Source organism: Micromonospora sp. NPDC049101 (genome assembly GCF_040648675.1).
Classification (GTDB): Bacteria; Actinomycetota; Actinomycetes; order Mycobacteriales; family Micromonosporaceae; genus Micromonospora.
Window position 1 is genome coordinate 336,715 of record NZ_JBEZED010000002.1, and the last position, 26,162, is coordinate 362,876.

A 26,162-nucleotide genomic window follows, 5' to 3' on the forward strand; every position below is an offset into this window, starting at 1 on the left:
CCTCGCACCGAACTGGAGAAGACCATGTCGGACACCCCTACGTCGGCGAACGAACAGAAGCTCCTCGGCTATCTGCGCAAGGTCACCACTGACCTGCAGCAGGCCCAGGCCCGGCTGCGCGCCGCGGAGGACCGCGACCAGGAACCCGTCGCGATCGTCGCCATGGCCTGCCGCTTCCCCGGTGGTGTCCGCGACCCCGAGGACCTGTGGCGACTGCTCGGCGACGGCGGTGACGCGGTCTCGGCGTTCCCCGCCGACCGGGGCTGGGACCTGGCCGCCCTGCACGACGACGACCCGGACGCGGAGGGCCGCACGTACGTCGAGCGCGGCGGTTTCCTGGACGACGCCGGCCGGTTCGACCCGGCGCTGTTCGGCATCTCCCCGCGCGAGGCCCTCGCCATGGACCCGCAGCAGCGGCTCGTGCTGGAGACCACGTGGGAGGTGTTCGAGCGGGCCGGCATCGACCCACTGTCGGTACGGGGCCAGCGGATCGGCACCTTCCTCGGTGCGAACCCGCTCGACTACCGCTCCGGGGTCACCGAGGTGCCGGCCGGTTTCGAGGGGCACCTGATGACCGGCGCGGCGGCGAGCGTGGTCTCCGGGCGGGTGGCGTACACGTTCGGCCTGGAGGGTCCGGCCATCACCCTCGACACGGCGTGCTCGTCGTCGCTCGTGGCACTGCACCTGGCGACGCAGGCGCTGCGCCAGGATGACTGCACGCTGGCCGTCGCCGGCGGTGTGGCGGTGATGTCGACGCCCGCCGAGTTCGTCGGGTTCAGCCGGCAGCGCGGGTTGTCCCGCGACGGCCGCTGCCGGGCCTTCTCGGCCGACGCCGACGGCATGGGGCTCGGCGAGGGCGTGGCCGTGCTGCTCGTCGAGCGGCTCTCCGACGCCCGCCGCCACGGGCACCCGGTGCTCGCCGTCGTCCGCGGTTCCGCGATCAACCAGGACGGCGCCTCCAACGGCCTCACCGCGCCCAGCGGCCCGGCCCAGCTGCGCGTGATCGAGGCCGCGCTGGCCGACGCCCGACTCGCCCCGGACCAGGTCGACGCGGTCGAGGCGCACGGCACCGGCACCCGGCTCGGCGACCCGATCGAGGCGCAGGCCCTGCTCGCCGCGTACGGCCGGACCCGCCCCGCCGACCGGCCTCTGTGGATCGGGTCGCTCAAGTCCAACATCGGTCACGCCCAGGCCGCCGCCGGTGCCGGCGGGGTGATCAAGATGGTCCAGGCGATCCGGCACGGTGTGCTGCCCCGCACCCTGCACGCCGAGGTCCCCACCCCCGAGGTGGACTGGAGCAGCGGTGCGGTCCGGCTGCTCACCGACGAGGTGCCGTGGCCCGGCTCGGGCCGACCGCGCCGCGCCGGCGTCTCCGCGTTCGGCATGAGCGGCACCAACGCCCACCTCATCCTGGAACAGGCCGAGAGCGCACCCGAGGCGCCGCCGGTGACGCCGGCCTTCGGCGAGCCGGTCGCCTGGGTCGTCTCCGGCCGTACCGCGGAAGCCCGCCGCCGCCAGGCCGCCCGCCTGCACGACTACCTCGCCGGCGCCGGCGCCGGCGCCGAGCTGGCCGGCGCCGAGCTGGCTACCGCCGGCGCTGACTCGGCCGCCGCCGACCTGGCCGACGTCGATCCGGCCGATGTCGGCTGGTCGCTGGCCACCACCCGGGCCGCGCTCGAGCACCGGGCCGCGGTGATCGGCACCGGCCGGGCGGAGCTGCTCGCCGGTCTGGCCGCGATCGCCGACCCGGCGTCCGCCCCGGCCGCCGACACGACGCTCAGCGGGGCGGCCGTGGCCGGCGCGGGACGGCCGGTCCTGGTCTTCCCCGGACAGGGCGCCCAGTGGACCGGCATGGCGGTCGAGCTGGCCGCGGCGTACCCGTCGTTCGCGGCGTCCCTGCGTGCCTGCGCGGACGCGCTGCGCCCGCACGTGGACTGGGACCTACTGACCGAGCTTGGCGGCGACCTCACCCGGGTCGACGTGGTGCAGCCCGCCTCGTGGGCGGTGATGGTGTCGCTGGCCGCGCTGTGGCGCGAGCACGGCGTCGAGCCGGCCGCTGTCGTCGGCCATTCCCAGGGCGAGATCGCCGCTGCCGTGGTGGCCGGCGCGTTGACGCTCGCGGACGGCGCCCGGATCGTCGCCCGCCGGAGCCGCGTCATCGCCGAGCGGCTCGCCGGCCACGGCGCCATGGGCTCGGTCGCGCTCGGCCAGGCGGAGGTGGCGCAGCGGCTGGCCCCGTGGGCGGGCCGACTCGGCGTCGCGGTGGTCAACGGCAGCCGTTCCACAGTCGTCGCCGGCGAGCCCGCGGCGCTCGACGAGTTCCTCACCGCGGCGGCTGCCGACGGCATCCGCACCCGGCGCCTGCCGGTCGACTACGCCTCCCACTCGCCGGCTGTCGACACGATCCGGCCGGAGCTGCTGGCCGAGCTCGGCGAGATCCGCCCCCGGGCGACCACCGTCCCGCTCTGGTCCACCGTGCAGCCCGGACCGATCGACACCCTGATGGACGCCGACTACTGGGTCCGCAACCTGCGGCAGACTGTCGAGTTCGAGGCCGTCACCAGGCTGCTGCACGACGCCGGGCACACGGTGTTCATCGAGGTCAGCGCGCACCCGGTGCTCACCGGCGCGATCGAGGAGACGGCCGGGACCGACGTGGTCACGGTGGGCTCCCTGCACCGCGGCGACGGCGGCCGGGCCCGCTTCCTCGCGGCGCTGGCCGAGGCGCACGTGCACGGCGTCGCGGTCGACTGGGCGCCCTCCTTCCCGGGCCGGCGGAGGGTGCCGCTGCCCACGTACGCGTTCCAGCACAAGCACTACTGGCTCGAATCGCCCGCCCCCACCGCCCGGCCCACCGTCACCGGCGACGCCGAGGTGGACCGCTTCTGGGCCGCCGTCAACGGCCGTGACGTCGCCGCCGTCGCCGGCATGCTGAAGGTCGGTGACACCGAGACCCTCGGCGGTGTGGTGGACGCGATGTCCGGCTGGCACCGCGAGCGCGGCCGACGCGCCGCCCTGGACGACCTCCGCTACCGCGTCGACTGGCGGCCGGCCGGCGCCGTGGCACCCGGTGCGCTGACCGGCACCTGGCTGATGGTCGTGCCGGAGCCGGCCGCGGACGGCGAGTTCGCCACCGGGGTCGCCGCCGCACTGCGCGACGCCGGCGCCGACGTCGTCACGCTCACCGTCGCGCCGGCCGACGCCGACCGCGGCAAGCTCGCCGTCCGGCTCGCCGAGACCCTCGGCGACGGCACCGGCCTCGGCGGTGTGCTCAACCTCTGGGCGCTGGAGACCGCCGACCACCCCGACCGCCCCGGCGTCCCCGTCGCCGGCGCCGGGACGATGTGCCTGTTGCAGGCGCTCATCGACTCCGGCCTGCCGGGCCCGCTGTGGTGCGTCACCCGGGGCGGCGTCGCGGTGGACGACGCCGACCCGCTGGCCGACCCCGTGCAGGCGCAGCTCTGGGGCATCGGCCGGGTCGCCGCGCTGGAGAACGCCCGCCTCTGGGGCGGTCTGGTGGACCTGCCCGCCGTGGCGGACGCCGGACAGCTCGCCGGAGCGTTGCGCCGCACCGACGGCGAGGACCAGCTCGCGGTACGCGGCGAGCGTGTCCTCGCCCGCCGGATGGTCCGCGACCGGCTCCCCGACCGCCCGCCGGTACGGGAGTACCGCCCGCGCGGCACCGTCCTGATCACCGGCGGCACCGGCGCGCTCGGCCGGCTGCTCGCCCGCTGGCTGGCCGGCAACGGCGCCGAGCACCTGGTGCTCACCAGTCGCCGTGGCCCGGACGCGCCGGGCGCCCGGGAGCTCGCCGCCGAACTGGGCGAGCTCGGGGTGCGCGTCACGAACGCTGCCTGCGACATCACCGACTACGACGAGCTGTCCGCGGTGGTCCACCAGGTGACCGCGGACGGGCCGCCGATCACCGCCGTCGTGCACACCGCCGCGCACATCGACCTCGGCTCGCTCGAGGAGACGACGATGGAGCAGTACGCCGACACGTACGCCGCGAAGGTGGCCGGCGCGGAGAACCTGGACCGGCTGTTCGCCGCCGACACCCTCGACGCGTTCGTGCTGTACTCGTCGATCGCCGCGTTCTGGGGCAGCGGCTACCACGGCGCGTACGCGGCCGCCAACGCCCATCTCGACGCGCTCGCCCACCGCCGCCGGGCCCGCGGACTCACCGCCACCTCGGTGGCCTGGGGCGTCTGGCGACCGGTGGACATCCAGGAGAGCTACGTCGCCGAGCGGATGGCGATCAGTGAGCGGGCCCAGGCCCAGGGCCTGCCGTTCCTGGAGCCGGACCTGGGGGTGGCGGCGCTGATGCAGGCGCTGGACAACGACGACACGTACGTGGCGCTGGCCAACATCGAGTGGGAACGCTTCGTCTCGCTGTTCACCATGGCGCGGCCCACGCACCTGCTGGACGAGCTGCCCGAGGCGGTCCAGGCCCTACGCCGGCAGAACGAGCCCGCCGAACCGGACGAGGCCGCCGACGCGTCACCGCTGCTCCGGCAGCTCACCGGCATGCCTCCCGCCGACGCCCAGCGGCACCTGGTGGACCTGGTCCGGGACCACGCCGCCGCCGCGCTCGGCCACGACGGCACCGGTGAGGTGGCGGCGTCGCGGGCCTTCAAGGACCTCGGGTTCGACTCGCTGACCTCGGTCGACCTCCGGAACCGGCTGGGCCGGGCGACCGGCCTGCGGTTGCCGGCCAGCCTGGTGTTCGACCACCCGACCCCGGCGGCCATCGCCGCCCTGCTCCAGCGGGAACTGCTGGCGGAGACCCTGGTCACCGCCGAATCGCTGCACGCCCAGATCGACCGGCTGGAGACCGCGCTCGGCGGCGTGACGCTCGACGACCTGGAACGCGGCCCGCTGGCCGACCGGCTGCGCGGGCTCCAGGAGCGGTGTGCCGGCCAAGCGGCGGCCGGCGCCTCCGTCGCCCAACGGCTGGAGTCGGCCTCCGATGACGAGATGTTCGATTTCATCCGGCGTGAGCTGGGCCGTTCCTGACTCGGCGGGCCCCCGTACGACCTCTCAGACGACACCCTCGGCGACCTTCGCGGGAGACACCAGTGGCAAGCAACGAAGACACCCTCCGTGACTACCTCCGGTGGGTCACCGCCGACCTGCACGAGGCCAAGCAACGGCTCCGGACCCTCGAGGACGCGGCCCACGAGCCGATCGCGGTGATCGGCATGGCCTGCCGCTTCCCCGGCGGGGTGGCCTCACCGGAGGATCTCTGGCGGATGGTGCTCGACGGGCAGGACGCGGTCTCCGGCTTCCCGGTCGACCGCGGCTGGGACGTCGACGGCCTCTACGACCCCGACCCGGACGCGCCCGGCAAGTCGTACGTGCGCCACGGCGGTTTCCTGCACGACGCCGCGCAGTTCGACCCCGACCTGTTCGGCATCTCGCCGCGCGAGGCCCTCGCCATGGACCCGCAGCAGCGGCTGCTGCTGGAGACCTCCTGGGAGGTGTTCGAGCGGGCCGGCATCGATCCGCAGTCGGTGCGGGGACGCCGGATCGGCACGTTCATCGGCGCGAACCGCCCGGACTACGCGAACAACCTCGCCCGCGTGCCGGACGGCATGGAGGGGCACCTGCTCACCGGCAGCAACGCCAGCGTGGTCTCCGGGCGCATCGCGTACACCTTCGGGTTGGAGGGGCCGGCGGTCACGCTGGACACCGCGTGTTCGTCGTCGCTCGTCGCCGTGCACCTGGCGAACCTGGCGCTGCGGCACGGTGACTGCGGCATGGCGCTGGCCGGCGGTGCCGCGGTGCTGTCCGGCCCGGAGGGTTTCGTGGCGTTCAGCCGCCAGCGCGGGCTCTCCAAGGACGGCCGCTGCAAGGCGTTCGGCGCGGGCGCCGATGGGCTCGGCCTCGCCGAGGGCATCGGTGTCCTGCTGCTGGAACGGCTCTCCGACGCCCGCCGCAACGGGCACCCGGTGCTCGCCGTGGTCCGGGGTTCCGCGGTCAACCAGGACGGCGCCAGCAACGGGCTGAGCGCGCCGAACGGGCCGGCCCAGCAGCGGGTGATCCGCCAGGCCCTGACCAACGCCCGGCTCACCGCGAGCAACGTCGACCTGGTGGAGGCGCACGGCACCGGCACCACGCTGGGCGACCCGATCGAGGCGCACGCGTTGCTGGCCACGTACGGGCAGGACCGCCCGGCCGGCCGTCCGCTGCACCTGACCTCCTTCAAGTCGAACATCGGCCACGCTCAGGCGGCCGCCGGTGTCGCGGGTGTGATCAAGACCGTGCTCGCCCTCCAGCACGGCGTGCTGCCCCGGACCCTGCACGCCGACGAGCCGTCGCCGCACATCGACTGGACCGCGGGCGACGTCTCGCTGGTCACCGAGTCGGCGCCGTGGCCGGAGACCGGCGAACCGCGCCGCGCCGGCGTGTCGTCGTTCGGCATCAGCGGCACGAACGCGCACGTCATCCTCGAACAGGCCGGCAGCGACGACGTCGCGGACGAGCCGGACGCCGGCCCGCCCGCGCCGGCCGTGGGTGGGGGAGTGGTGCCGTGGCCGCTGTCCGCGAAGACCGCCGACGGCGTCCAGGCCCAGGCCACCCGGCTGCTCGACCGTCTGCACGACGATCCGAAGTGGACTCCGGCGGGCGTCGCCCGGTCCCTGGCCGAGCACCGGGCGAAACTGGAGCACCGGGCGGTGGCCGTCGGCGCCGACCGGGACACGCTGCTGTCCGGCCTGCGGGCGGTGGCCGGCGCAACCGCCGCGGCCGAGGCGGTGTCCGGTGCCGGCGTACGCGGCGACCGTGCCGTGTTCGTGTTCCCCGGTCAGGGCGCGCAGTGGTCCCGGATGGGCCTGGACCTCGCGGCCGCGTTCCCGGTGTTCGCCGACGCGCTGCGCGAATGCGCCGACGCGCTGCGCGAGGTGACCGACTGGGACCTGCCCGAGGCCCTGGCCGGCGACCTCGCCGACGTCGACGTCGTGCAGCCGGCGTCGTGGGCGGTGATGGTGTCGCTCGCACGGTTGTGGGAGTCGTTCGGCGTCAGCCCGGCCGCGGTCATCGGGCACTCCCAGGGCGAGATCGCCGCCGCGGTGGTGTGCGGCGCGCTGTCGGTCGCCGACGGGGCCCGGGTGGTCGCGCTGCGCAGTCGGATCATCCGCGAGCGGCTGGCCGGCTCCGGTGCCATGGCCTCCGTCGCGCTCTCCGCCGACGAGGCACGGGACCGCCTGGCCGGGTACGCCGGGACGGTCGCGGTCGCCGCCGTCAACGGCCCCCGCTCGGTGGTGCTCTCCGGCGAGCCCGCCGCGATCGACGAGGTCACCGCCGCGCTGGCGGCCGACGGCGTGCGCGTCCGGCGGGTCCCGGTGGACTACGCCTCCCACTCGCCGCAGGTGGCCGCCCTGGAAGCCGAACTGCTGACCGCCCTCGACGGGATCAGCCCCGGCGAGTCGCGGATCCCGTTCTTCTCCGCGGTGGACGGCGCCACGATCAACACGGCGGGCCTCGGTCCCGCGTACTGGGTGCGCAACCTGCGGCAGGAGGTCCGCTTCGAGGCCGCCGTGCGGGCCGCGACCGGCGCGGGGCACAGCGTTTTCGTCGAGTGCGGCGCGCACCCGGTGCTGTCCTTCGGCATCACCGAGACCGCCGACGACGCCGGCGTCGAGGTGGCCGTGGTCGCCTCCCTGCGCCGCGACGACGGGGGCCCCGGCCGGTTTGTCACGTCGCTCGCCGAGGGATTCACCGCCGGTCTGCCGGTCTCGTTCGCGCCGCTGTCCGGCGACGCCGCCACCGTCGACCTGCCCACGTACGCCTTCCAGCGCGACAGGTACTGGCTGGAGGCACCGGCCGGCGACCCGCCCGCCCGCACCACCGATCCGGCCGAGGACCGGTTCTGGCAGGCCGTGGAGGACGAGGACCTGCCGTCGCTCGCGGAGTCGCTGGACACCGGCGCCGACGACCTGCGCCGGGTGCTGCCGGCCCTGTCCACCTGGCGGCGCCGGCAGCGGGAACGCTCCCGTCTCGACTCCTGGCGGTACCACCTGACCTGGCAACCGCTGCCGGACACCGACCGGCCAACGCTGACCGGCACGTGGCTGCTCGTCACGCCGGACACCCCGGCCGCCACGGCACTCGCCGCGGACATCGACGCCGTGCTGGGCGAGCACGGCGCCGAGGCTCGCCGGGTCACCGTGGACGCCGCCACCACGACGCCGGACGCGCTGGCCGCCGCGCTGGGCGAAGCGGCCGGCGACACGAGTGTCGCCGGTGTGCTGTCGCTGCTGCCGCTCGACACCCGCGACCACCCCGGCTTCCCGGCGCTCACCGTGGGTACCGTCGCCACGCTCGCGCTGGTCCGCCGGGTCGCCGAACACGCGCCCTCGGCCCACCTGTGGACCATCACCCGGGGTGCGGTCGCGGTCTCCGCCACCGACCCGCTCGACGAGCCCGACCAGGCACACACCTGGGGCGTGGGCCGGGTCGCCGCGCTCGAGTACCCGGAGCGTTGGGGCGGGCTCGCCGACCTCCCGCAAGCACCCGACGGCACCGCTCTGCGCCGGCTCGTCGCGACGCTCGCCGCCACCGACGGCGAGGACCAGATCGCAATCCGCGGCACCGGCCGGCTCGCCGCCCGGCTCGCCCGCGCCACCCGCCCGACCGGTCCCGCCGACGTGTGGCAGCCGCACGGCACCGTGCTGGTCACCGGCGGCACCGGCGCGCTCGGCGCGCACGTGGCGCGCTGGCTGGCCCGCTCCGGCGCCGCGCACCTGGTGCTGACCAGCCGGCGGGGCGCGGACGCGCCCGGCGCCACCGAACTGCGCGACGAGCTGACCGCCCTGGGCGCCGAGGTGACCCTGGCGGCCTGCGACGTCGCCGACCGGGACGCGCTGGCCGCGCTGCTGCGGTCGCTGCCGGCGGCGCACCCGCTGACCGCCGTGTTCCACGCGGCCGGCATCACCGACGACGCCATCCTGGACACCCTCACCCCGGACCGCGCGCAGACCGTCGCGGCCGCCAAGTCGTTGTCCGCCCGGCACCTGCACGAGCTGACCGCCGATCTCGGACTGGACGCGTTCGTCACGTTCTCGTCGTTCGCCAGCGTCTTCCCCAACATCGGGCAGGCCAACTACGCCGCCGCCAACGCCTACCTGGACGCCCTCGCGCAGCACCGCCGCCGGGCCGGGCTGCCGGCCACCTCGGTGATGTGGGGTTCGTGGGGCGGCGGCGGGCTGGCCGACGGCGCCATCGGCGAACGGCTGCGCGCCGCGGGTGTCCCTCCGATGGACCCGGAGGCGGCGGTCGCCGCGCTCGCCGACGCGCTGGCCGGCGACGAGACCGTGCTCGCCGTCGTCGACATCGACTGGGCAAAGGTCGCGCCGGACGCCGCGTCGGTGCGGCCCTACCCGTTGCTCACCGGCATCCCGGAGGCCGCGCGCGCCATCTCGGCCGCCACCGCGGGGCAGCCGGAGACCGACGGCGACGGCTCCGCGCTGACCCGCCGGCTGGCCGCGCTCAGCCCGGCGGACCGCGACCGTGAGCTGCTGACGCTGGTCCGGGAACAGTCCGCGGCGGCGCTCGGCCACCGCAACGCCGACACGATCCCGGCCGGCCGCCCGTTCAAGGACCTGGGCGTCGACTCGCTCATCGCGGTCAACCTGCGCAACGGCGTCAACGTCGCCACCGGGCTCAAACTGCCCGCGACACTCGTCTTCGACCACCCGACCCCGCAGGCGCTGGCCCGGCACCTCGCCGAGCGACTGTTCAACGGCGAGAGGGCGGAGCCCGTACCGGCGGCGCTGGCCACCGCCGCCGCGGACACCGAGCCGATCGCCATCGTCGGCATGGCCTGCCGGCTGCCCGGCGGCATCACGTCGCCGGAGGAGCTGTGGGACCTGGTGGCGAACGGGCGGGACGCGATCACGCCGTTCCCGGACAACCGCGGCTGGGACATCGACCGGCTCTACCACCCCGACCCCGACGTGCCCGGCACCACGTACGTGCGGGAGGGCGGTTTCCTGCACGACGCCGCCGACTTCGACGCCGCGTTCTTCGGCATCTCGCCGCGTGAGGCCCTGGCGATGGACCCGCAGCAACGGCTGCTGCTGGAGACGTCGTGGGAGGCCGTCGAGCGGGCCGGCCTCGACCCGGAAACGCTTGCCGGCACGCCCACCGGCGTGTTCATCGGCGCCGGGCACCGCGGTTACGTCAACAGCCTGGAACAGCTGCCCGAGGGCGCCGAGGGCTACGTGATGACCGGCAACGCGTCGAGCGTCGTCTCCGGCCGCATCTCCTACACGTTCGGCTTCGAGGGCCCGGCCGTCACCGTCGACACGGCCTGCTCGTCGTCGCTCGTCGCGCTGCACCTGGCCGGCCAGGCCCTGCGCCAGGGCGAGTGCACGCTCGCGCTTGTCGGCGGGGTCGCGGTGATGCCGAACGCCGAGGTGTTCGTCGAGTTCAGCCGCCAGCGCGGGCTGTCCGCGGACGGCCGGTGCAAGGCGTTCGCGGCCGCCGCGGACGGCACCGGCTGGGCCGAGGGTGCCGGCGTTCTGGTGGTCGAGCGGCTGTCCGACGCGCGCCGCCACGGGCACCGGGTGCTCGGGCTGGTCCGCGGCACCGCGGTCAACCAGGACGGCGCGTCCAACGGGCTGACCGCGCCCAACGGCCCGTCGCAGCAGCGGGTGATCCGCCAGGCGCTCGCCGGCGCCCGGCTGTCCCCGGCGGATGTCGACGCCGTCGAGGCGCACGGGACCGGCACCCGGCTCGGCGACCCGATCGAGGCCCAGGCGCTGCTGGCCACGTACGGGCAGGATCGCGACCCGGCCCGCCCGCTGCTGCTGGGCTCGCTGAAGTCGAACATCGGGCACACCCAGGCGGCGGCCGGCGTGGCCTCGGTGATCAAGATGGTCATGGCGATGCGCGCCGGTGTCCTGCCGAAGACCCTGCACGTGGACAGCCCCACTCCCGAGGTCGACTGGGAGGCCGGCGCGGTCACCGTGCTCACCGACTCGACGCCGTGGCCGGACACCGACCGGCCGCGCCGGTGCGCGGTCTCGTCGTTCGGCGTCAGCGGCACCAACAGCCACATCGTCCTGGAGGCGGCGCCGGCCGAGCAGCCGGTCCCGCCGTCCCCGGAGCCGCCGGTGGTGGCGTGGCCGGTGTCGGCGCGCTCCGCCGGGGCGCTCGCCGGCCAGCTGAGCCGGTTGCGGGAGTTCGTGGCGACGGCCGGGCTGCCGAGTGTGGACGTGGGCCGGTCGCTGGCGGCGACGCGGCAGGCGTTCACCCATCGCACGGTGCTGATCGCGCCGGATCGCGGTGAGGTGTCCGGTGTGGTGCCGGAGACCGGCCCGGACGGGGTGGGTTTCCTGTTCGCGGGCCAGGGTGCGCAGCGGCTCGGGATGGGACGCGACCTGGCGTCGTCGTTCCCGGTGTTCCGGCAGGCGTGGGACGAGGTCTGCGCCGCGGTGGACACCGTGCTGGGCCGGTCGTTGACCGAGGTGGTGTGGGGCGAGGACGCGGATCTGCTGGCCGAGACCCGCTTCGCGCAGCCCGCGCTGTTCGTGTTCGAGGTGGCGTTGTTCCGGCTGCTGGAGTCGTGGCGGGTGCGCCCCTCGGTGCTGGCCGGCCACTCGGTGGGCGAGGTCGCCGCCGCCTGTGTCTCGGGTGTGCTGTCGACTGCCGACGCGGCCCGGCTGATCGTGGAACGTGGCCGGTTGATGCAGGCCCTGCCGCCGGGTGGGGTGATGCTGGCGGTGGCGGTGCCGGAGACCGAGGTCGCCCGTTTCGCGGGCGTGTCGGTGGCGGCGGTCAACGGCCCGTCGTCGGTGGTGCTCTCCGGCGACGCGGGCGTGCTCGCGGACGTCGAGGAAACCCTCACAAGCGAGGGGGTACGCGTCCGCCGCCTCCGGGTGTCGCACGCCTTCCACTCGGCGCTGATGGAGCCGATGCTCGACGACTTCCGCGAGGTCGTGTCGGGGCTGAGCTTCGGCACGCCCAGCATTCCGGCCGTGTCCACGGTGACCGGTGCGGTGGTGGACGGTGAGTGGTCGGATCCGGAGTACTGGGTGTCGCACGTGCGGCAGACGGTCCGGTTCGCGGATGCCGTCCGGGCGCTGCCGCCGCTGCGTACGGTGCTGGAGATCGGCCCGGACGCGACCCTGACCGGCCTGGCCGGGCAGTCCGACGTGGACGCCATCGCGTTGTGCCGCAAGGACCGGGCGGAGGACGTGTCGGTCGTGGAGGGCGTCGGCCGGGCCTGGACCGTGGGGATCGTGGTCGACTGGGCGGCGATGAACCAGGGCGGCCGGCTGGTCGAGCTGCCCACCTACGCGTTCCAGCGGGAGCGCTACTGGCTGCCGAAGGCGACAGCCGCCGATCCGGCCGCGCTCGGCCTGGGCGCGGCCGGGCACCCGCTGCTGGGCGCGGCGGTGTCGATGGCCGACGGTGGTGGTGTCGTGCTGACCGGCCGGGTGAGCCGGTCCGCGCAGTCGTGGCTGGCCGAGCACGAGATCGGCGGGCGCGTGCTGGTGCCGGGCACCGCGTTGGTGGAGATGGCGATCCGGGCCGGCGACGAGGCCGGGTACGACCAGCTGGACGAGCTGACCCTGCGGGAGCCGATGCTGGTGCCCGACGGCGGGGCGTTGCAGGTGCAGGTGGTGGTGGACGGGGCCGGTCAGGTTCGGGTCCACTCGCGCCCGGACGCCACCGGCGACCGGCCGTGGACCCTGCACGCCACCGGCACGCTCACCGAGGCCGGCGCACTCACCGCCGCCGGCGGGGCGCCCACGGCGGCGGCAGCCTGGCCGCCGGCCGGCGCGGAACCCGTCGACCTCACCGGCTTCTACGAGCGGCTGCACGCCGCGGGCTCGGCCTACGGCCCGGCGTTCCGGGGCATGCGCGCCGCCTGGCGATCCGGCGACGACGTGTGGGCCGAGGTCACCGCACCGGCCGACCTCGACGTCACCGGCTACGGCATCCACCCCGCGGTCCTCGACGCCGCCCTGCACCCGGTCGCCCTGGCCGGCGCCACGGGCGCTGGCGCGAGGCCGATGGTCCCGTTCTCCTTCGAGGGTGTGCACCTGCACGCCACCGGCGCCCGGACCCTGCGGGTACACCTCACCGCGGGCGCCGGCGACACGCTCACCGTGACCGCCACCGACCCGGCCGGCGCTCCGGTGGCGACCATCGCCACGCTGACCCTCCGCCCGATCGCCGACCCGGCCACCGCGCCCGTCGCCAACCTCTACCGGATCCGGTGGACGCCCGTCGGCCGCACTGGCGAGGCGCCGGCCGGCGTCGCGGTCCTGGACGGCGACGATCCGGCCGCACTGGGTACGCCGATCCCGCAGTTGGTCGTCAGCTACGTGGACCCGGACGGCGCGGCCCGGGACGCGGTGCACCGCACGCTCGCCCTGCTCCAGCGGTGGCTGGCCGACGAACGTGCCGCCGACGCCACCCTCGCCGTGGTGACCCGTGCCGGGCTGCTCTCCCACGCCGCCGCCGCCGGCCTGGTCCGCAGCGCGCAGACCGAGAACCCCGGACGGTTCCTGCTCGTCGACGCCGACGAGGACCGGCCCGCCCCGGACCGGATCGCCGCGGCGTCCGCGACAGGTGAATCCGAGATCCGCCTGCGCGGCGACGAGTTCCACGGTCCCCGGCTCACCCCCGCCGCCGGGCCGGACACCCTGCCCGTGCCGGACGCCGCCGACTGGCGGCTCGCCGTCCGCGGCGGCACCGGAGCCCTCACCGACCTGACGCTCGCACCCCGCGAGGAGGCTCCGGACGCCGGCCTGCGGGACGACGAGGTCCGGGTCGCGGTCCGCGCGGCCGGGGTGAACTTCCGAGACGTGCTCATCGCGCTCGGCATGTACCCCGGCGACGCCCCGCCCGCGCTCGGCAACGAGGCCGCAGGTGTGGTCACCGCCGTCGGCCCCGGCGTCACCGACCTGGTACCCGGGGACCGCGTTCTCGGCCTCATGCCGGACTCCATCGGCCCGATCGCCCGTACCGAACGCAGCTTCGTCACTCCGCTGCCCGCCGGCTGGTCGTTCGAGACTGGCGCGTCGGTGGGTGTGGTGTTCGCGACGGCGTGGATGGGTCTGGTGGACATCGCCGGCGTCGGCCCCGGCGATCGGGTGCTGGTGCACGCGGGCGCCGGTGGTGTGGGCATGGCGGCGGTGCAGGTGGCCCGCTCGCTGGGTGCCGAGGTGTACGCGACCGCGAGCCCCGGTAAGTGGGAGGTGTTGCGGGGTCTGGGCCTGGACGAGGAGCACATCGGGTCGTCGCGGTCGGTGGAGTTCCGGGACCGGTTCCTGGTGGCGACCGGCGGCCGTGGGATGGACGTGGTGCTGAACTCGCTGGCGGGTGAGTTCGTGGACGCGTCGCTGGACCTGTTGCCGCGTGGGGGCCGGTTCGTGGAGATGGGCAAGTCCGACATCCGGGACGCGGAGACGGTCGCGGCGGCCCGCCCGGGGGTGCGATACCGGGCGTTCGACCTCATCGAGGCCGGCCCGCGGCGGATCGGCGAGATTCTGCGGCAGGTCGTCGAGCAGTTGACCGCGGACACGTTGCGGCCGCTGCCGGTGACCTCGTGGGACGTACGGCGGGCGCCGGAGGCGTTCCGGTTCATCTCCCAGGCCCGGCACGTGGGCAAGGTGGTGCTGACCGTGCCGTCGGCCTGGGACCCGGCCGGCACGGTGTTGATCACCGGCGGCACCGGGACCCTGGGCGCCGCGCTGGCCCGGCACCTGGTGACCACGCGGGGGATGCGCAACCTGCTCCTGGCCGGCCGGCGGGGCCTGCGGGCGCCGGGTGCCGCGGACCTCAGGGCCGAGCTGGAGGCCGCCGGCGCCGAGGTGACGGTGGCCGCCTGCGACGTGAGCGACCGCGACCAGGTCAAGCAGTTGCTGGCCGGTCGCCGGGTGACGGCCGTGGTGCACGCGGCGGGAGTGACCGACGACGCGGTGCTCGGATCGTTGACGCCGGAGCAGGTGGACCGGGTGCTGCGGGCCAAGGTGGACGCGGCGTGGCACCTGCACGAGCTGACCGCCGGGCACGACCTCGCCGACTTCGTCATGTACTCCTCGATCGGCGGAGTGTTCGGCGGGGCGGGGCAGGGCAACTACGCCGCGGCGAACTCCTACCTGGACGCGCTCGCCGCCCACCGGCACGAGCAGGGATTGCCGGCCACGTCGCTGGCCTGGGGACTCTGGGCCGAGGAGAGCGGCATGACCGCCCGGCTGGGCAGCAGTGACCGGGTACGCGCCGACCGGTCCGGTGTCCGTCCGATGCCCACCGCCCAGGGCCTGGCGCTGTTCGACGCGGCCCTGCGTCTCGGTGAACCGCTCGCCGTACCCGTCGACCTCGACCTGGCGTCGCTGCAGGCCCGCGCCCGGGACGTCACAAGCGTCCCCGGCCTGTTCCGGTCCCTGATCCGGGTCTCCGCCCGGCGGACCGCCGGGGCCGCGGGCGCGACGGACGCGCAGGAGTTGCAGCGGCGGCTCGCGGCGGCCTCCGGCGACGAACGACGCCGCCTCGTGCTCGAACTGGTCCGCGAACAGGCCGCCGCGGTGCTCGGTTTCACCGACACCGCCGCCATCCCGGCCGGCCGGCCGTTCCGCGACGTCGGTTTCGACTCGCTGACCGGCGTCGAACTCCGCAACCGGCTCAACACCGCCACCGGCCTACGCCTGCCCGCCACCGCGGTCTTCGACCACCCCACGCCCACCGAACTCACCGATCACCTGATCACCCACCTCGACCCCGCCGACGCGGCGCCCGCCGGCATCGAGCAGTCCGAGATCGAGTTCCGGCGGGCACTCGCCGACATTCCCCTCTCCGCGTTGCGGGACGCGGGTGTGCTCGGCGCCCTGCGCAGGCTGACCGGGTTCGACGACTCCACCGCCGAGGCGGAGGCCGACGTCGCCGCCATCGCCACGATGGACGTCGCCGCACTCGTCGACATGGCGCTGAACACCAAGGACTCCTGAACCGTTTCCGAGAGCGGAGCACGCAACATGACCACATCGGCCGACCGGCTCGTCGACGCCCTCCGGGCATCGCTGACGGAGACGGAGAACCTGCGGCGGCAGAACAAGGAACTGGTCGCCGCGCTCAGCGAACCCGTCGCGATCGTCGGGATGGCGTGCCGCTACCCCGGCGGCGTCCGTACCCCCGAGGACTTGTGGCACCTGGTGACCGACGAGGTCGACGCGATGTCGTCGTTCCCGGGTGACCGCGGATGGGACCTGGACGCGTTGTCCGACCCGGAGTCCGGCAGTTACGTGCAGGAGGGCGGCTTCGTCCACAGCGCCGCCGAGTTCGACGCCGAGTTCTTCCGCATCTCGCCGCGCGAGGCGCTCGCCATGGACCCGCAGCAGCGGGTGGTCCTGCAGGCCGCCTGGGAGGCGATCGAACGCGCCGGCATCGACGCCGCCTCACTCAAGGGCACCCGTACGGGGGTGTTCATCGGCGCCGGCAGCCCCGGCTACGCCACCGATCTGAAGGAGATACCGCAGGAGGTGCAGGGATACACCCTGACCGGCCTGGCCACCAGCGTGGTGTCCGGCCGCATCGCGTACACCCTGGGCCTGGAGGGACCGGCGGTCACCGTCGACACCGCCTGCTCCTCCTCACTCGTCGCCCTGCACCTCGCCGTGCAGTCTCTGCGGCAGGGTGAGTGCGGCCTGGCACTGGCCGGCGGTGTCACCATCATGTCCAGCCCCGGCGTGTTCCAGGAGTTCAGCCGGCAGCGCGGGCTCGCACCGGACGGGCGGTGCAAGGCGTTCGCCGCTGCGGCCGACGGGACGGGCTGGGCCGAGGGCGTGGGTGTGCTGCTGATCGAGCGTCTCTCGGACGCCCGCCGCAACGGGCACCGGGTTCTCGCGGTGGTACGCGGCTCCGCGGTCAACCAGGACGGCGCGTCCAACGGCCTGACCGCCCCCAACGGGCCGTCGCAGCAACGCGTCATCCGGCAGGCCTTGGACAACGCCCGCCTCACCACCGACCAGATCGACCTGCTGGAGGCGCACGGCACCGGCACGACGCTGGGTGACCCGATCGAGGCGCAGGCGCTGCTGGCCACGTACGGTCAGGGCCGCGCGACCGGCCGTCCGCTCTGGCTGGGCTCGCTGAAGTCGAACATCGGCCACGCGCAGGCGGCGTCCGGTGTCGGCGGCGTCGTCAAGCTCGTGATGGCGCTGCAACACGGTGTGCTGCCGAAGACCCTGCACGTCGACGAACCGACCCCGCACGTCGACTGGGAGTCCGGCGCGGTGTCCCTGCTCACCGAGGCCCGGCCCTGGCCGGAGACCGGCGAGCCCCGCCGTGGCGCGGTGTCGTCGTTCGGCGTCAGCGGCACCAACGCGCACGTCATCATCGAGCAGGCGGAGCCAGCCCCGGCGGTGCCCACCGAACCGCCGCCAACCGGCGCCCCGGTCCCGTGGGTCCTCACCGCGCGCGACGGCGACAGCCTGATCCGCGTCGCCCAGCAGACCCGCGCGTTCCTGGAGAACCGGCCTCACCTGGGCATCCGTGAGATCGGCGGTGCCCTCGCCGGCAGCCGGGCCGCCCTGGAGCACCGCGCGGTGGTGGTCGGGGCGGACCGCGCCGAACTGCTCGCCGGCCTGGACGCGGTGGTGGCCGGCACACCTGCGGTGTCCGGCGTGGCCGAGTCGGCGTCGGCGTCGCGTCCGGTGTTCGTGTTCCCGGGTCAGGGTGCGCAGTGGGCGGGGATGGGTGTGGAGTTGGCGGAGGCGTTTCCGGTGTTCGCGGATGCGTTGGCGGAGTGTGCGGAGGCGTTGCGGCCGGTGGTGGGTTGGGATCTGCTGGCCGAGTTGTCGGGTGATCTGTCGCGGGTGGAGGTGGTGCAGCCGGCGTCGTGGGCGGTGATGGTGTCCCTGGCCCGGTTGTGGGAGTCGTTCGGTGTCACACCGGCGGCGGTGGTCGGCCACTCGCAGGGGGAGATCGCCGCGGCCGTGGTCGCCGGTGCGTTGTCGCTCGAAGACGGTGCCCGGGTGGTCGGCCTGCGGAGCAAGGTGATCGCGTCACGGTTGGCCGGTAAGGGTGCGATGGCGGCGGTGGCTCTGCCGGTGGGTGAGGTGCGGGCCGCGTTGACCGGTGGGGTGGCGGTGGCGGCGGTGAACGCGGAGTCGTCGGTGGTGATCTCGGGGGACCCGGGGGAAGTCGATGCGCTGGTCGCGGCGTGGGATGCCGCTGGGGTGCGGGTGCGTCGGGTGGCGGTGGATTACGCGTCGCATTCTGCGCAGGTGGAGGTGCTGCGTGCGGAGCTTCTGCGGGTGTTGGAGTCGGTGACGGCGCGTGCGTCGGTGGTGCCGTTCTATTCGACGGTGACCGGGGGTGTGCTCGACACGGCGACGATGGATGCCGGGTACTGGTACCGGAACCTGCGCCAGACTGTCGAGTTCGCGTCCACCGTGGAGGTGTTGCGGGCCGACGGGTTCGACACGTTCATCGAGTGCAGTTCGCATCCGGTGTTGACCCTCGGCATTCCGGAGGCGGTCGGCTCGTTGCGCCGCGACGACGGTGGGGCCCGCCGCTTCGTGACCAGCCTGGCTGAGGCGTACGTCGCCGGGGTGCCCGTCGTCCTCACCGGCCTGGTCGGTGACGGCCCGGCCGTCGACCTGCCCACCTACCCCTTCCAGCGCAGCCGGTACTGGCTGCACGCCGACCCGGCGCAGACCCCGACCCGCACCGACGCCGACGAGGTGGAGGCACGGTTCTGGGAGGCCGTGGAACGGGAGGACCTGGAGTCGCTGGCCGGCTCGCTGCGCACCGACCAGGACGACCTCGAACGGGTGCTGCCGGCCCTGTCCGGCTGGCGCCGCCGCCACCGCGAGCACAGCACGATCGACTCCTGGCGCTACAAGACCGCCTGGCGGCCGGTCGCCGAGTCCGGCACGCCGGTGCTGTCCGGCACCTGGCTGCTCGCCGTGGCGGAGTCGCTCACCGACGCGCCCTGGCACGACGCCGCCGAGACCGCACTCCGCGCGCACGGCGCCCGCGTCGTTCGCCTGCCCCTCGACGCCGGCGCCGGTCGCGACTACTACACCGCCGTGCTGCGCGCCACGCTCGCCGCCACGCCCGACGTGACAGGCGTGCTGTCCCTCCTGCCCCTCGACGACCGGCCGCACCCCGAGCACCCGGCCACGGTGCGCGGGCTCACCGGCACGCTCGCCATGGCGCAGGCACTCGGGGACGTGGACATCGACGCGCCGTTCTGGTGCGCCACCCGTGGCGCCGTGTCGGTCGGCGCCTCCGACCCGCTCACCGCCGCCGCGCAGGCCACGGTCTGGGGCCTCGGCCGGGTGGTCGCCGAGGAGAGCCCGCACCGCTGGGGCGGCCTCATCGACCTGCCCGCCGTCGCCGACAGCCGGGCGGGTGCCCGGCTGGCCGCCGTCCTCGCCGGGCTCGACGACGAGGACCAGGTGGCGATCCGCCGGTCCGGCGTCTACGCCAACCGCCTGATCCGTGCCGACTGGGGCGATGGCCGGCCCCGCCGGGACTGGCGGCCGGACGGCACCGTGCTGGTCACCGGCGGCACCGGCGCGCTCGGCGGGCACGTCGCCCGGTGGCTGGCCGCCTGCGGCGCCCCGCACCTGCTGCTGCTCAGCAGCCGCGGCCCGGACGCGCCGGGCGCCGACGACCTGCGCCGCGAACTCACCGAGCTGGGCGCACGGGTCACCATCAGCGCCTGCGACGTCGCCGACCGCGCCGCGCTCGCCGCCGTCCTGGCCGACGTGCCGGCCGAGTACCCGCTGCGCGCCGTCGTGCACACCGCGGCCGTGCTGGACGACGGCGTCCTCGACGCGCTCACCCCCGGCCAGCTCGACCGGGTGCTGCGGGTCAAGGCTCTCGGCGCCGTGCACCTGGACGAACTGACCCGTGACCTCGACCTCACCGCCTTCGTGCTGTTCTCGTCGTTCGCCGGCACCTTCGGCGTCGCCGGGCAGGGCAACTACGCGCCCGGCAACGCCTTCCTCGACGCGCTGGCCCGCGCCCGCCGCGCCGGCGGACGGCCCGCCACCTCCATCGCCTGGGGGCACTGGTCCGGCGGCGGCATCGCGTCCGGCGCCGCCGAGGCCCAGCTACGCCGCCGCGGCGGTTCCGAGATCGACCCGCCCACCGCGCTGCGGGCCCTCGGCGAGGTGCTCGACCACGACGAGACGGTGGTGGCACTGGCCCTGATCGAGTGGGAGCGGATCGCCGCCGGCGCCCGTGAGCTCGCCAGCCGGCCGCGCCCGTTCCTGCGCGAGCTGACCGACGTCCGGCGGCTGCTCGCCGGCGAGGGCGCCGCGACCGGGCCGACCCCGGCCGCCGGCGGCACCCCGCTGGCCGACCGGCTCGCCGCGCTGCCCGAGGCCGAACGCGACCGGGCCGTGCTGGACCTGGTACGCGGCCAGGTCGCCGCCGTGCTCGGTCACGGCTCGCCGGACGCGGTGCACGGCGGCCGCCCGTTCCGGGAGCTCGGCTTCGACTCGCTCACCTCGGTCGAGCTGCGGAACCGGCTGAGCACCGTCACCGGCCTGAAACTGCCGGCCACCGTCGTCTTCGACCACCCGACGCCCGACGCGCTGGCCCGCCATCTCCGGGCGATCGCGACCGGCGGAAACGAGCCGGCCGGCGTCGCGGAACCACCGACCCCGGCGGCCGCGAACGGCGACGACCCGGTCGTCATCGTCGGCATGAGCTGCCGGCTGCCCGGCGGCGCCGACACCCCCGACGACCTGTGGCAGCTCATCGCCGACGAACGCGACGCGGTCGGCGGCCTACCGACCGACCGCGGCTGGGACGTCGAGACGCTCGTCGCCGCCGGCGTCGACGTGCCAGGCATGCGTTTCGTCCGGCAGGGCGGCTTCCTGCGCGACGCCGCGTCGTTCGACGCCGGGTTCTTCGGCATCCCCGACCACGAGGCGCTCGCCATGGACCCGCAGCACCGGCTGCTGCTGGAGATGTCCTGGGAGGCGATCGAACGCGCGGGCATCGCACCCCGCACCCTGAGCGGTGAGTCCGTCGGTGTGTTCGTCGGCACCTTCTCCCAGGGCTACTGGACCGGCATGCAGGAGGTGCCCGAGGAGACCCGGCCGCACCTCAGCGGCGGCATCTCCCCGGCGCTCGCCGCCGGACGGATCGCCTACGCGCTCGGCCTGGAGGGCCCGGTGCTGACCCTCGACACCGGCTGCTCGTCCTCCGCCGTCGCGCTGCACCTGGCCGTGCAGGCGGTCCGGGCCGGCGAGTGCGACCTGGCGCTCGCCGGTGGCGCGTCCGTGCTGGCGAACCCCGCCGTCTCACCCGACATGGGGGTCGGCGCCGCCGGCGACGGGCGCTGCAAGTCCTACTCCGAGGCCGCCGACGGCACCGGATGGGGCGAAGGCGCCGGCGTGCTTGTCGTCGAACGACTCTCCGTGGCCCGCCGCGCCGGCCACCCGGTCCTCGCGGTGATCCGCGGCACCGCCGTCAACCACAACGGCGGCGGCAATGGCCTGGGCGCGCCCAACGGCCCGTCGCAACGCCGCGTCATCCGCCAGGCCCTGACGAACGCCGGTCTCACGCCCGCCGACGTCGACGTCGTCGAGGGACACGGCACCGGCACCCCGCTCGGCGACCCGATCGAGGCCGAGGCCCTGATGGCGGTCTACGGCGCCGGCCGTGACCCCAGCCGGCCGCTCTGGCTCGGCACCGTCAAGTCGAACCTCGGACACCCGCAGGCCGCGTCCGGCGTGGTCGGGGTGATCAAAACCGTGCAGTCCATGCGGTACGGCATCCTGCCGCGATCGCTGCACTCCGACGAGCCGAGCGGTTACGTCGACTGGACCGCCGGCGGCGTCCGGCTGCTGACCAAGACGGTGCCCTGGCCGGTGACCGGCCGCCCACGTCGGGCCGGCGTCTCGTCGTTCGGCGCCAGCGGCACGAAGGTCCACGTCATCCTGGAACAGGGTGACAGCACGGAGCAGGTCGACCGTCCGGAGCGGACGGTCACGAACCCGCCCCAGGTGGTCCCGGTCGTGCTGTCCGCGCGCGACGGTGTCGCGCTGCGCGCCCAGGCCGCCCGGCTGCACGGCCATCTCGCCGCACGGCCGGCTCTGGCCGTGGCGGACGTCGCCTGGACCCAGGCCGTGGGCCGCTCGGTGCACCCGCACCGGACCGTGCTGCTCGCCACCGGGCGTGCCGGGCTGCTCGACGGCCTCGCCGCCGTCGCGGCCGGCCACCCGGACACGACAGCGGTGTCCGGTGAGGCACCCCCTAACGAGCCGGCGGTGACCTGCGTGTTCCCCGGGGAACCGGTCGACGCGGCAGCGGTCCGGCGGCTGCATGCCACGTACCGTCCCTTCGCGGACGCGGTCGACGTCGTCGCCGCGCACCTCGATCCGGTCCTCGACCGGCCGTTGCTCGACGTGCTCCTCGACGCCGGCGAGCAGCCACCCGCCCCCGGTTCGATGCTGGCCCACGCGGCTTCCCTGGCCGTCGAGTACGCGCAGTTCACGCTGCTGCGGTACGTGGGTGTGCCGGTCACCGCGGTCACCGGGCGTGGGCCCGGCGCGGTCGCCGCGGCCCTCGCCGCCGAGGCCATCGGACCCCAGGACGCGGCGCGACTCCTGACCGCGCTCGCCGAGGGACGGCCGGCCCCGGCCGACGGCTGGCGGACGCCGGTGTTGCAGGTGCTGTCGCCCACCGGGCCCGACGACCTGGCCGACGCGTGGGACGCGGACACCGTGACCGTCGCAGAGGACGGCGTCACCGTCCGGGCCGGCGTACCGGACGACGGCGTACTGCGCACGCTCGCCGCTCTGCACGTCGCCGGGGCGCCGGTCGACTGGGCCCGGGTGCTCGGCACCGCCGCCGGCCGGCTGGTCGACCTGCCCACATACCCCTTCCAGCGGGAACGCTACTGGCTGCGTACCCCACTGGACGGGCTCCTCAGCGGCGCCGCTGCCGAGTGAACCGCTCCGTCACCTTCGGGAAGGACGTCATGTCGCACAGTCTCCGTACCAGCCGATGGATTCAGAAGCTGGGCACGCAGCACGGCGACCGGCCGCGTCTGCTGTGCCTGCCGCACGCGGGCGGGTCCGGCTCGTTCTACCACCCGCTCAGCGTCCACCTCGGTGCCACCGTCGACGTGTTCGCCGTGCAGTACCCCGGCCGCCAGGAGCGGCGCATCGAACCGCCGCTGGTCACGATCGACGAGTTGGCCGAACGGATCCACGCCGAACTCACCACCTGGACGGACCGGCCGCTTGTGCTGTTCGGGCACAGCATGGGAGCGGTGATCGGGTATGAGGTCGGCCGCCTGTTGCAGCGCGACGGCATCCCGCCGGCCGGCCTCATCGTGTCCGGCCGGCGGGCTCCCTCGGTGCACGTCGAGGAGAGTCTGCACCGCCGCGGCGACCAGGCGCTCATCGCGGAGGTGCGGCAGCTCAGCGGTACCGCCGCCGCCCTGCTCGACGACGCGGAGCTGCTGGAGATGATCCTGCCGGCGCTGCGCGCCGACTACCGGGCCATCGAGACCTACCGGCACCGGCCGGGCCGCGAACTCGACTGCCCGGTCACCGCGCTGGTCGGCGAGGACGACCACCGGGCCTCGGTCGACCACGTCCGGGCCTGGCAGGGGCACACCACCGGCGCGTTCGACCTGCGCCCGTTCCCCGGGGGCCACTTCTATCTGAACAACCGCTGGCCCGACGTCGCGGCCGCGATCCGCGGCGCCGTCACGTCGTTCACCGCACCGGTCCTTCCGTGACCGGGCACCCCGCTCGCCGCCGCGGCACGCGCCCAGACTGAATCCGACAAGAGACCGGACCGCCGGACGCGATCGCGTCCGGCGGTCCGTTGCTGCCGTGCTGGCGTGGCAAGAGGTGTGGCCCGGGCGCCGATGAGGCGACCCGGGCCACAGGTCGCCGGTCCGGCCACCGGAGGGGGTGGGGGGAGCCTGACCGGCGGTGCGGGCTGGTCAGACCCGCTGGCTTTCGTCCGTCGTGCCGGGCGAGGACTCCGGCGCCGGTTCCGGCTCGCCGCCGGCACCGTCCACCGGGGCGGGGCGCGGCCGGCCGCGCCCGGGGCGCCACCAGGCCGCGTGACCGAGCAGGCTCATCACGGCCGGCACCAGCACCATCCGAATCACCGTGGCGTCCATGATGACGGCGGTGGCCAGTCCGATACCGATCATCTGGATCAACGTCTCCGGAACCGAGACGAAGCTCAGGAAGACGCAGGCCATGATGATCGCGGCCGCGGAGATGACCCGTGCGGTGGTGCCGATGCCGACCACCACGGCGCGGTGTGGATCACCATCCCGGTCGTACGACTCGCGGACCGCGGAGAGCAGGAACACCTCGTAGTCCATCGACAGTCCGAACAGGACGGCGAACAGGATCATCGGCACCGCGGACATGATGGGCACCGTCTTGTCGATGCCGAGCAGGTCCAGGCCCCAGCCCCACTGGAACATCGCGATGATGACGCCGAACGAGACACCGATCGACAGCAGCGTCATCACCGCGGCCTTCAGCGCGACCACCGGTGCCCGGAACATCAGCAGCAACAGCAGCATGCCCGCGCCGACCACAGCCAGGATCACCCAGGGCAGCCGCTCACCGACCACGTCGGCCATGTCGATGACCACCGCCGTCGCGCCGCCGACAAGCGCCGTACCACCGGACGCGGCCAGCGCCTCGGGCCCGATCGTGTCCCGGATGCGGTGGACCAGGTCGGACACCTCCTGGTCCTGCGGGGCGTACCGGGGGATGGCCGTGACCAGCGCGACCCCGCCGCCGTCCTGGCTGAGCGCCGGCGGCGTCACCAGCTCGACGTCGGGGTCGGCGGCGAGCGTGCGGGCCAGCGTGGCCAGGCCCGTCTCGTCCGCGCCGGTCACGGTGAGCACCAGCGGCGCGTTCCAGCCCGGCCCGTAGTGCTCGGCGATCAGGTCGTACGCCTGCCGCTGGGTGTTCTTGGTGGGCTGGATGCCGTCGTCCGGCGTGCCCAGCCGCAGGGACAGCACCGGCGAGGACAGCACCAGCAGGAAGGCGGTCGCCAGCACCGCGTAGAGCACGCGGAAGCGTTGCACGTGCCGGCCCCAGCGGTACGTCGGACCGCTCTCGTCGTCCGGATCGGCGGGGCCCGCCGCCCGGGCCCGGCGCGACAGCTTCGGGATGGCCAGCGAGTTGACCCGGTGCCCCAGCAGGCCGAGCAGTGCCGGCAGCAGCGTGATCGCGGCAACGACCATCACTGCCACCGTCACCGCGCCGGCGACACCCATCGCGCCGATGAAGGGAATGCCCGCGAAGCTGAGGCCGAGGATGGCCACCACGACCGTGCCGCCCGCGAACACCACCGCGTGCCCGGCGGCCGCGGTGGCGTGCCCGGCGGCGTGCACCGGTTCCTCGTGGTGGGCGAGATTCGCCCGGAACCGGCTGAGCACGAACAGGGCGTAGTCGATGCCGGCGCCGAGACCCAGCATCACCGCGATGATCGGCGCGGACGAGGGGATGTCGACGAAGAGGCCGATGAGCAGGACGATCGCGGCGCCGACCACGATGCCGACGCCGGCGACGAGGAGCGGCAGCCCGGCGGCGACAAGCGACCCGAACGCGATGATCAGCACGAGCAGCGCGGCCCCGACACCGACGAGTTCGGCGGCGGACGTGGTGGGTTCGGTGCCCAGGTCGACGACCGCGCCGCGGTACTCGACCTGCAGGCCGGCGGCCTCGGCCGGCTTGGCGGCCTCGCGCAGCCGGTCGTAGTGGGTGCCGTCGAGCTCGCCCAGCTCCTTGCCGTAGTCGACGTTGACCAGCGCGGCCCGCCCGTCCGGGCTCGGGAACGGGTCGTCCACCGCCGCCACGTCCTGCTGGCCGCGGATCGCGGTGATCATCTGCCCGATCGCGGCCTGCCGCGCCGGATCCTGCAGGTTGCCGCCCTCGGCGCTCCAGACGATCGTCGCGCTCACCACGCCGTACGTCGGGAAGTGTTCCCGGGCCACGTCGGTGGCCTGCTGGGATTCGGTGCCGGGCACCCGGAAGTCGTTGACGAACGTGCTCCCGGCCGTCTGGCCGACACCGAGCAGCACGCCGGCCGCGAACAGCCAGAGGACGAGGGTCCGCCAGGGGTGTAGCGCGCAGAGGCGACCGAGCCGGTCCAGTGGGCGTTCCATGCCTTTCAGGGATACAGCATTCGGTGCA

At 74.8% G+C, this 26,162-nt stretch carries 5 protein-coding genes; 4 read left to right on the forward strand and 1 reads right to left on the reverse strand.

What is annotated here, in order from left to right; genetic code table 11:
- Positions 1–24: 24 nt before the first annotated feature.
- From AB0B57_RS03970 to AB0B57_RS03985, 4 genes are all read left to right on the forward strand, one after another.
- Complete coding sequence (locus AB0B57_RS03970; RefSeq protein WP_357064901.1) at positions 25–5,016, forward strand: type I polyketide synthase; 4,992 nt, start codon at positions 25–27, stop codon at positions 5,014–5,016.
- Between the two features lie 62 nt (positions 5,017–5,078).
- The gene (locus tag AB0B57_RS03975) at positions 5,079–15,962 is read left to right on the forward strand and encodes a type I polyketide synthase (RefSeq protein ID WP_357064903.1); all 10,884 of its coding nucleotides are present in this window, start codon (positions 5,079–5,081) and stop codon (positions 15,960–15,962) included.
- A 27-nt stretch (positions 15,963–15,989) separates the two neighbouring features.
- The gene (locus tag AB0B57_RS03980; RefSeq protein ID WP_357064905.1) at positions 15,990–22,931 is read left to right on the forward strand and encodes a type I polyketide synthase; all 6,942 of its coding nucleotides are present in this window, start codon (positions 15,990–15,992) and stop codon (positions 22,929–22,931) included.
- Between the two features lie 29 nt (positions 22,932–22,960).
- Complete coding sequence (locus AB0B57_RS03985; protein WP_357064906.1) at positions 22,961–23,728, forward strand: alpha/beta fold hydrolase; 768 nt, start codon at positions 22,961–22,963, stop codon at positions 23,726–23,728.
- 210 nt (positions 23,729–23,938) lie between these two features.
- Here the strand turns inward: AB0B57_RS03985 and AB0B57_RS03990 are convergent, their stop codons facing one another.
- On the reverse strand, positions 23,939–26,134 hold the full coding sequence (locus tag AB0B57_RS03990) for an MMPL family transporter (protein ID WP_357064907.1): 2,196 nt from the start codon (positions 26,132–26,134) through the stop codon (positions 23,939–23,941).
- Positions 26,135–26,162 lie beyond the last annotated feature (28 nt).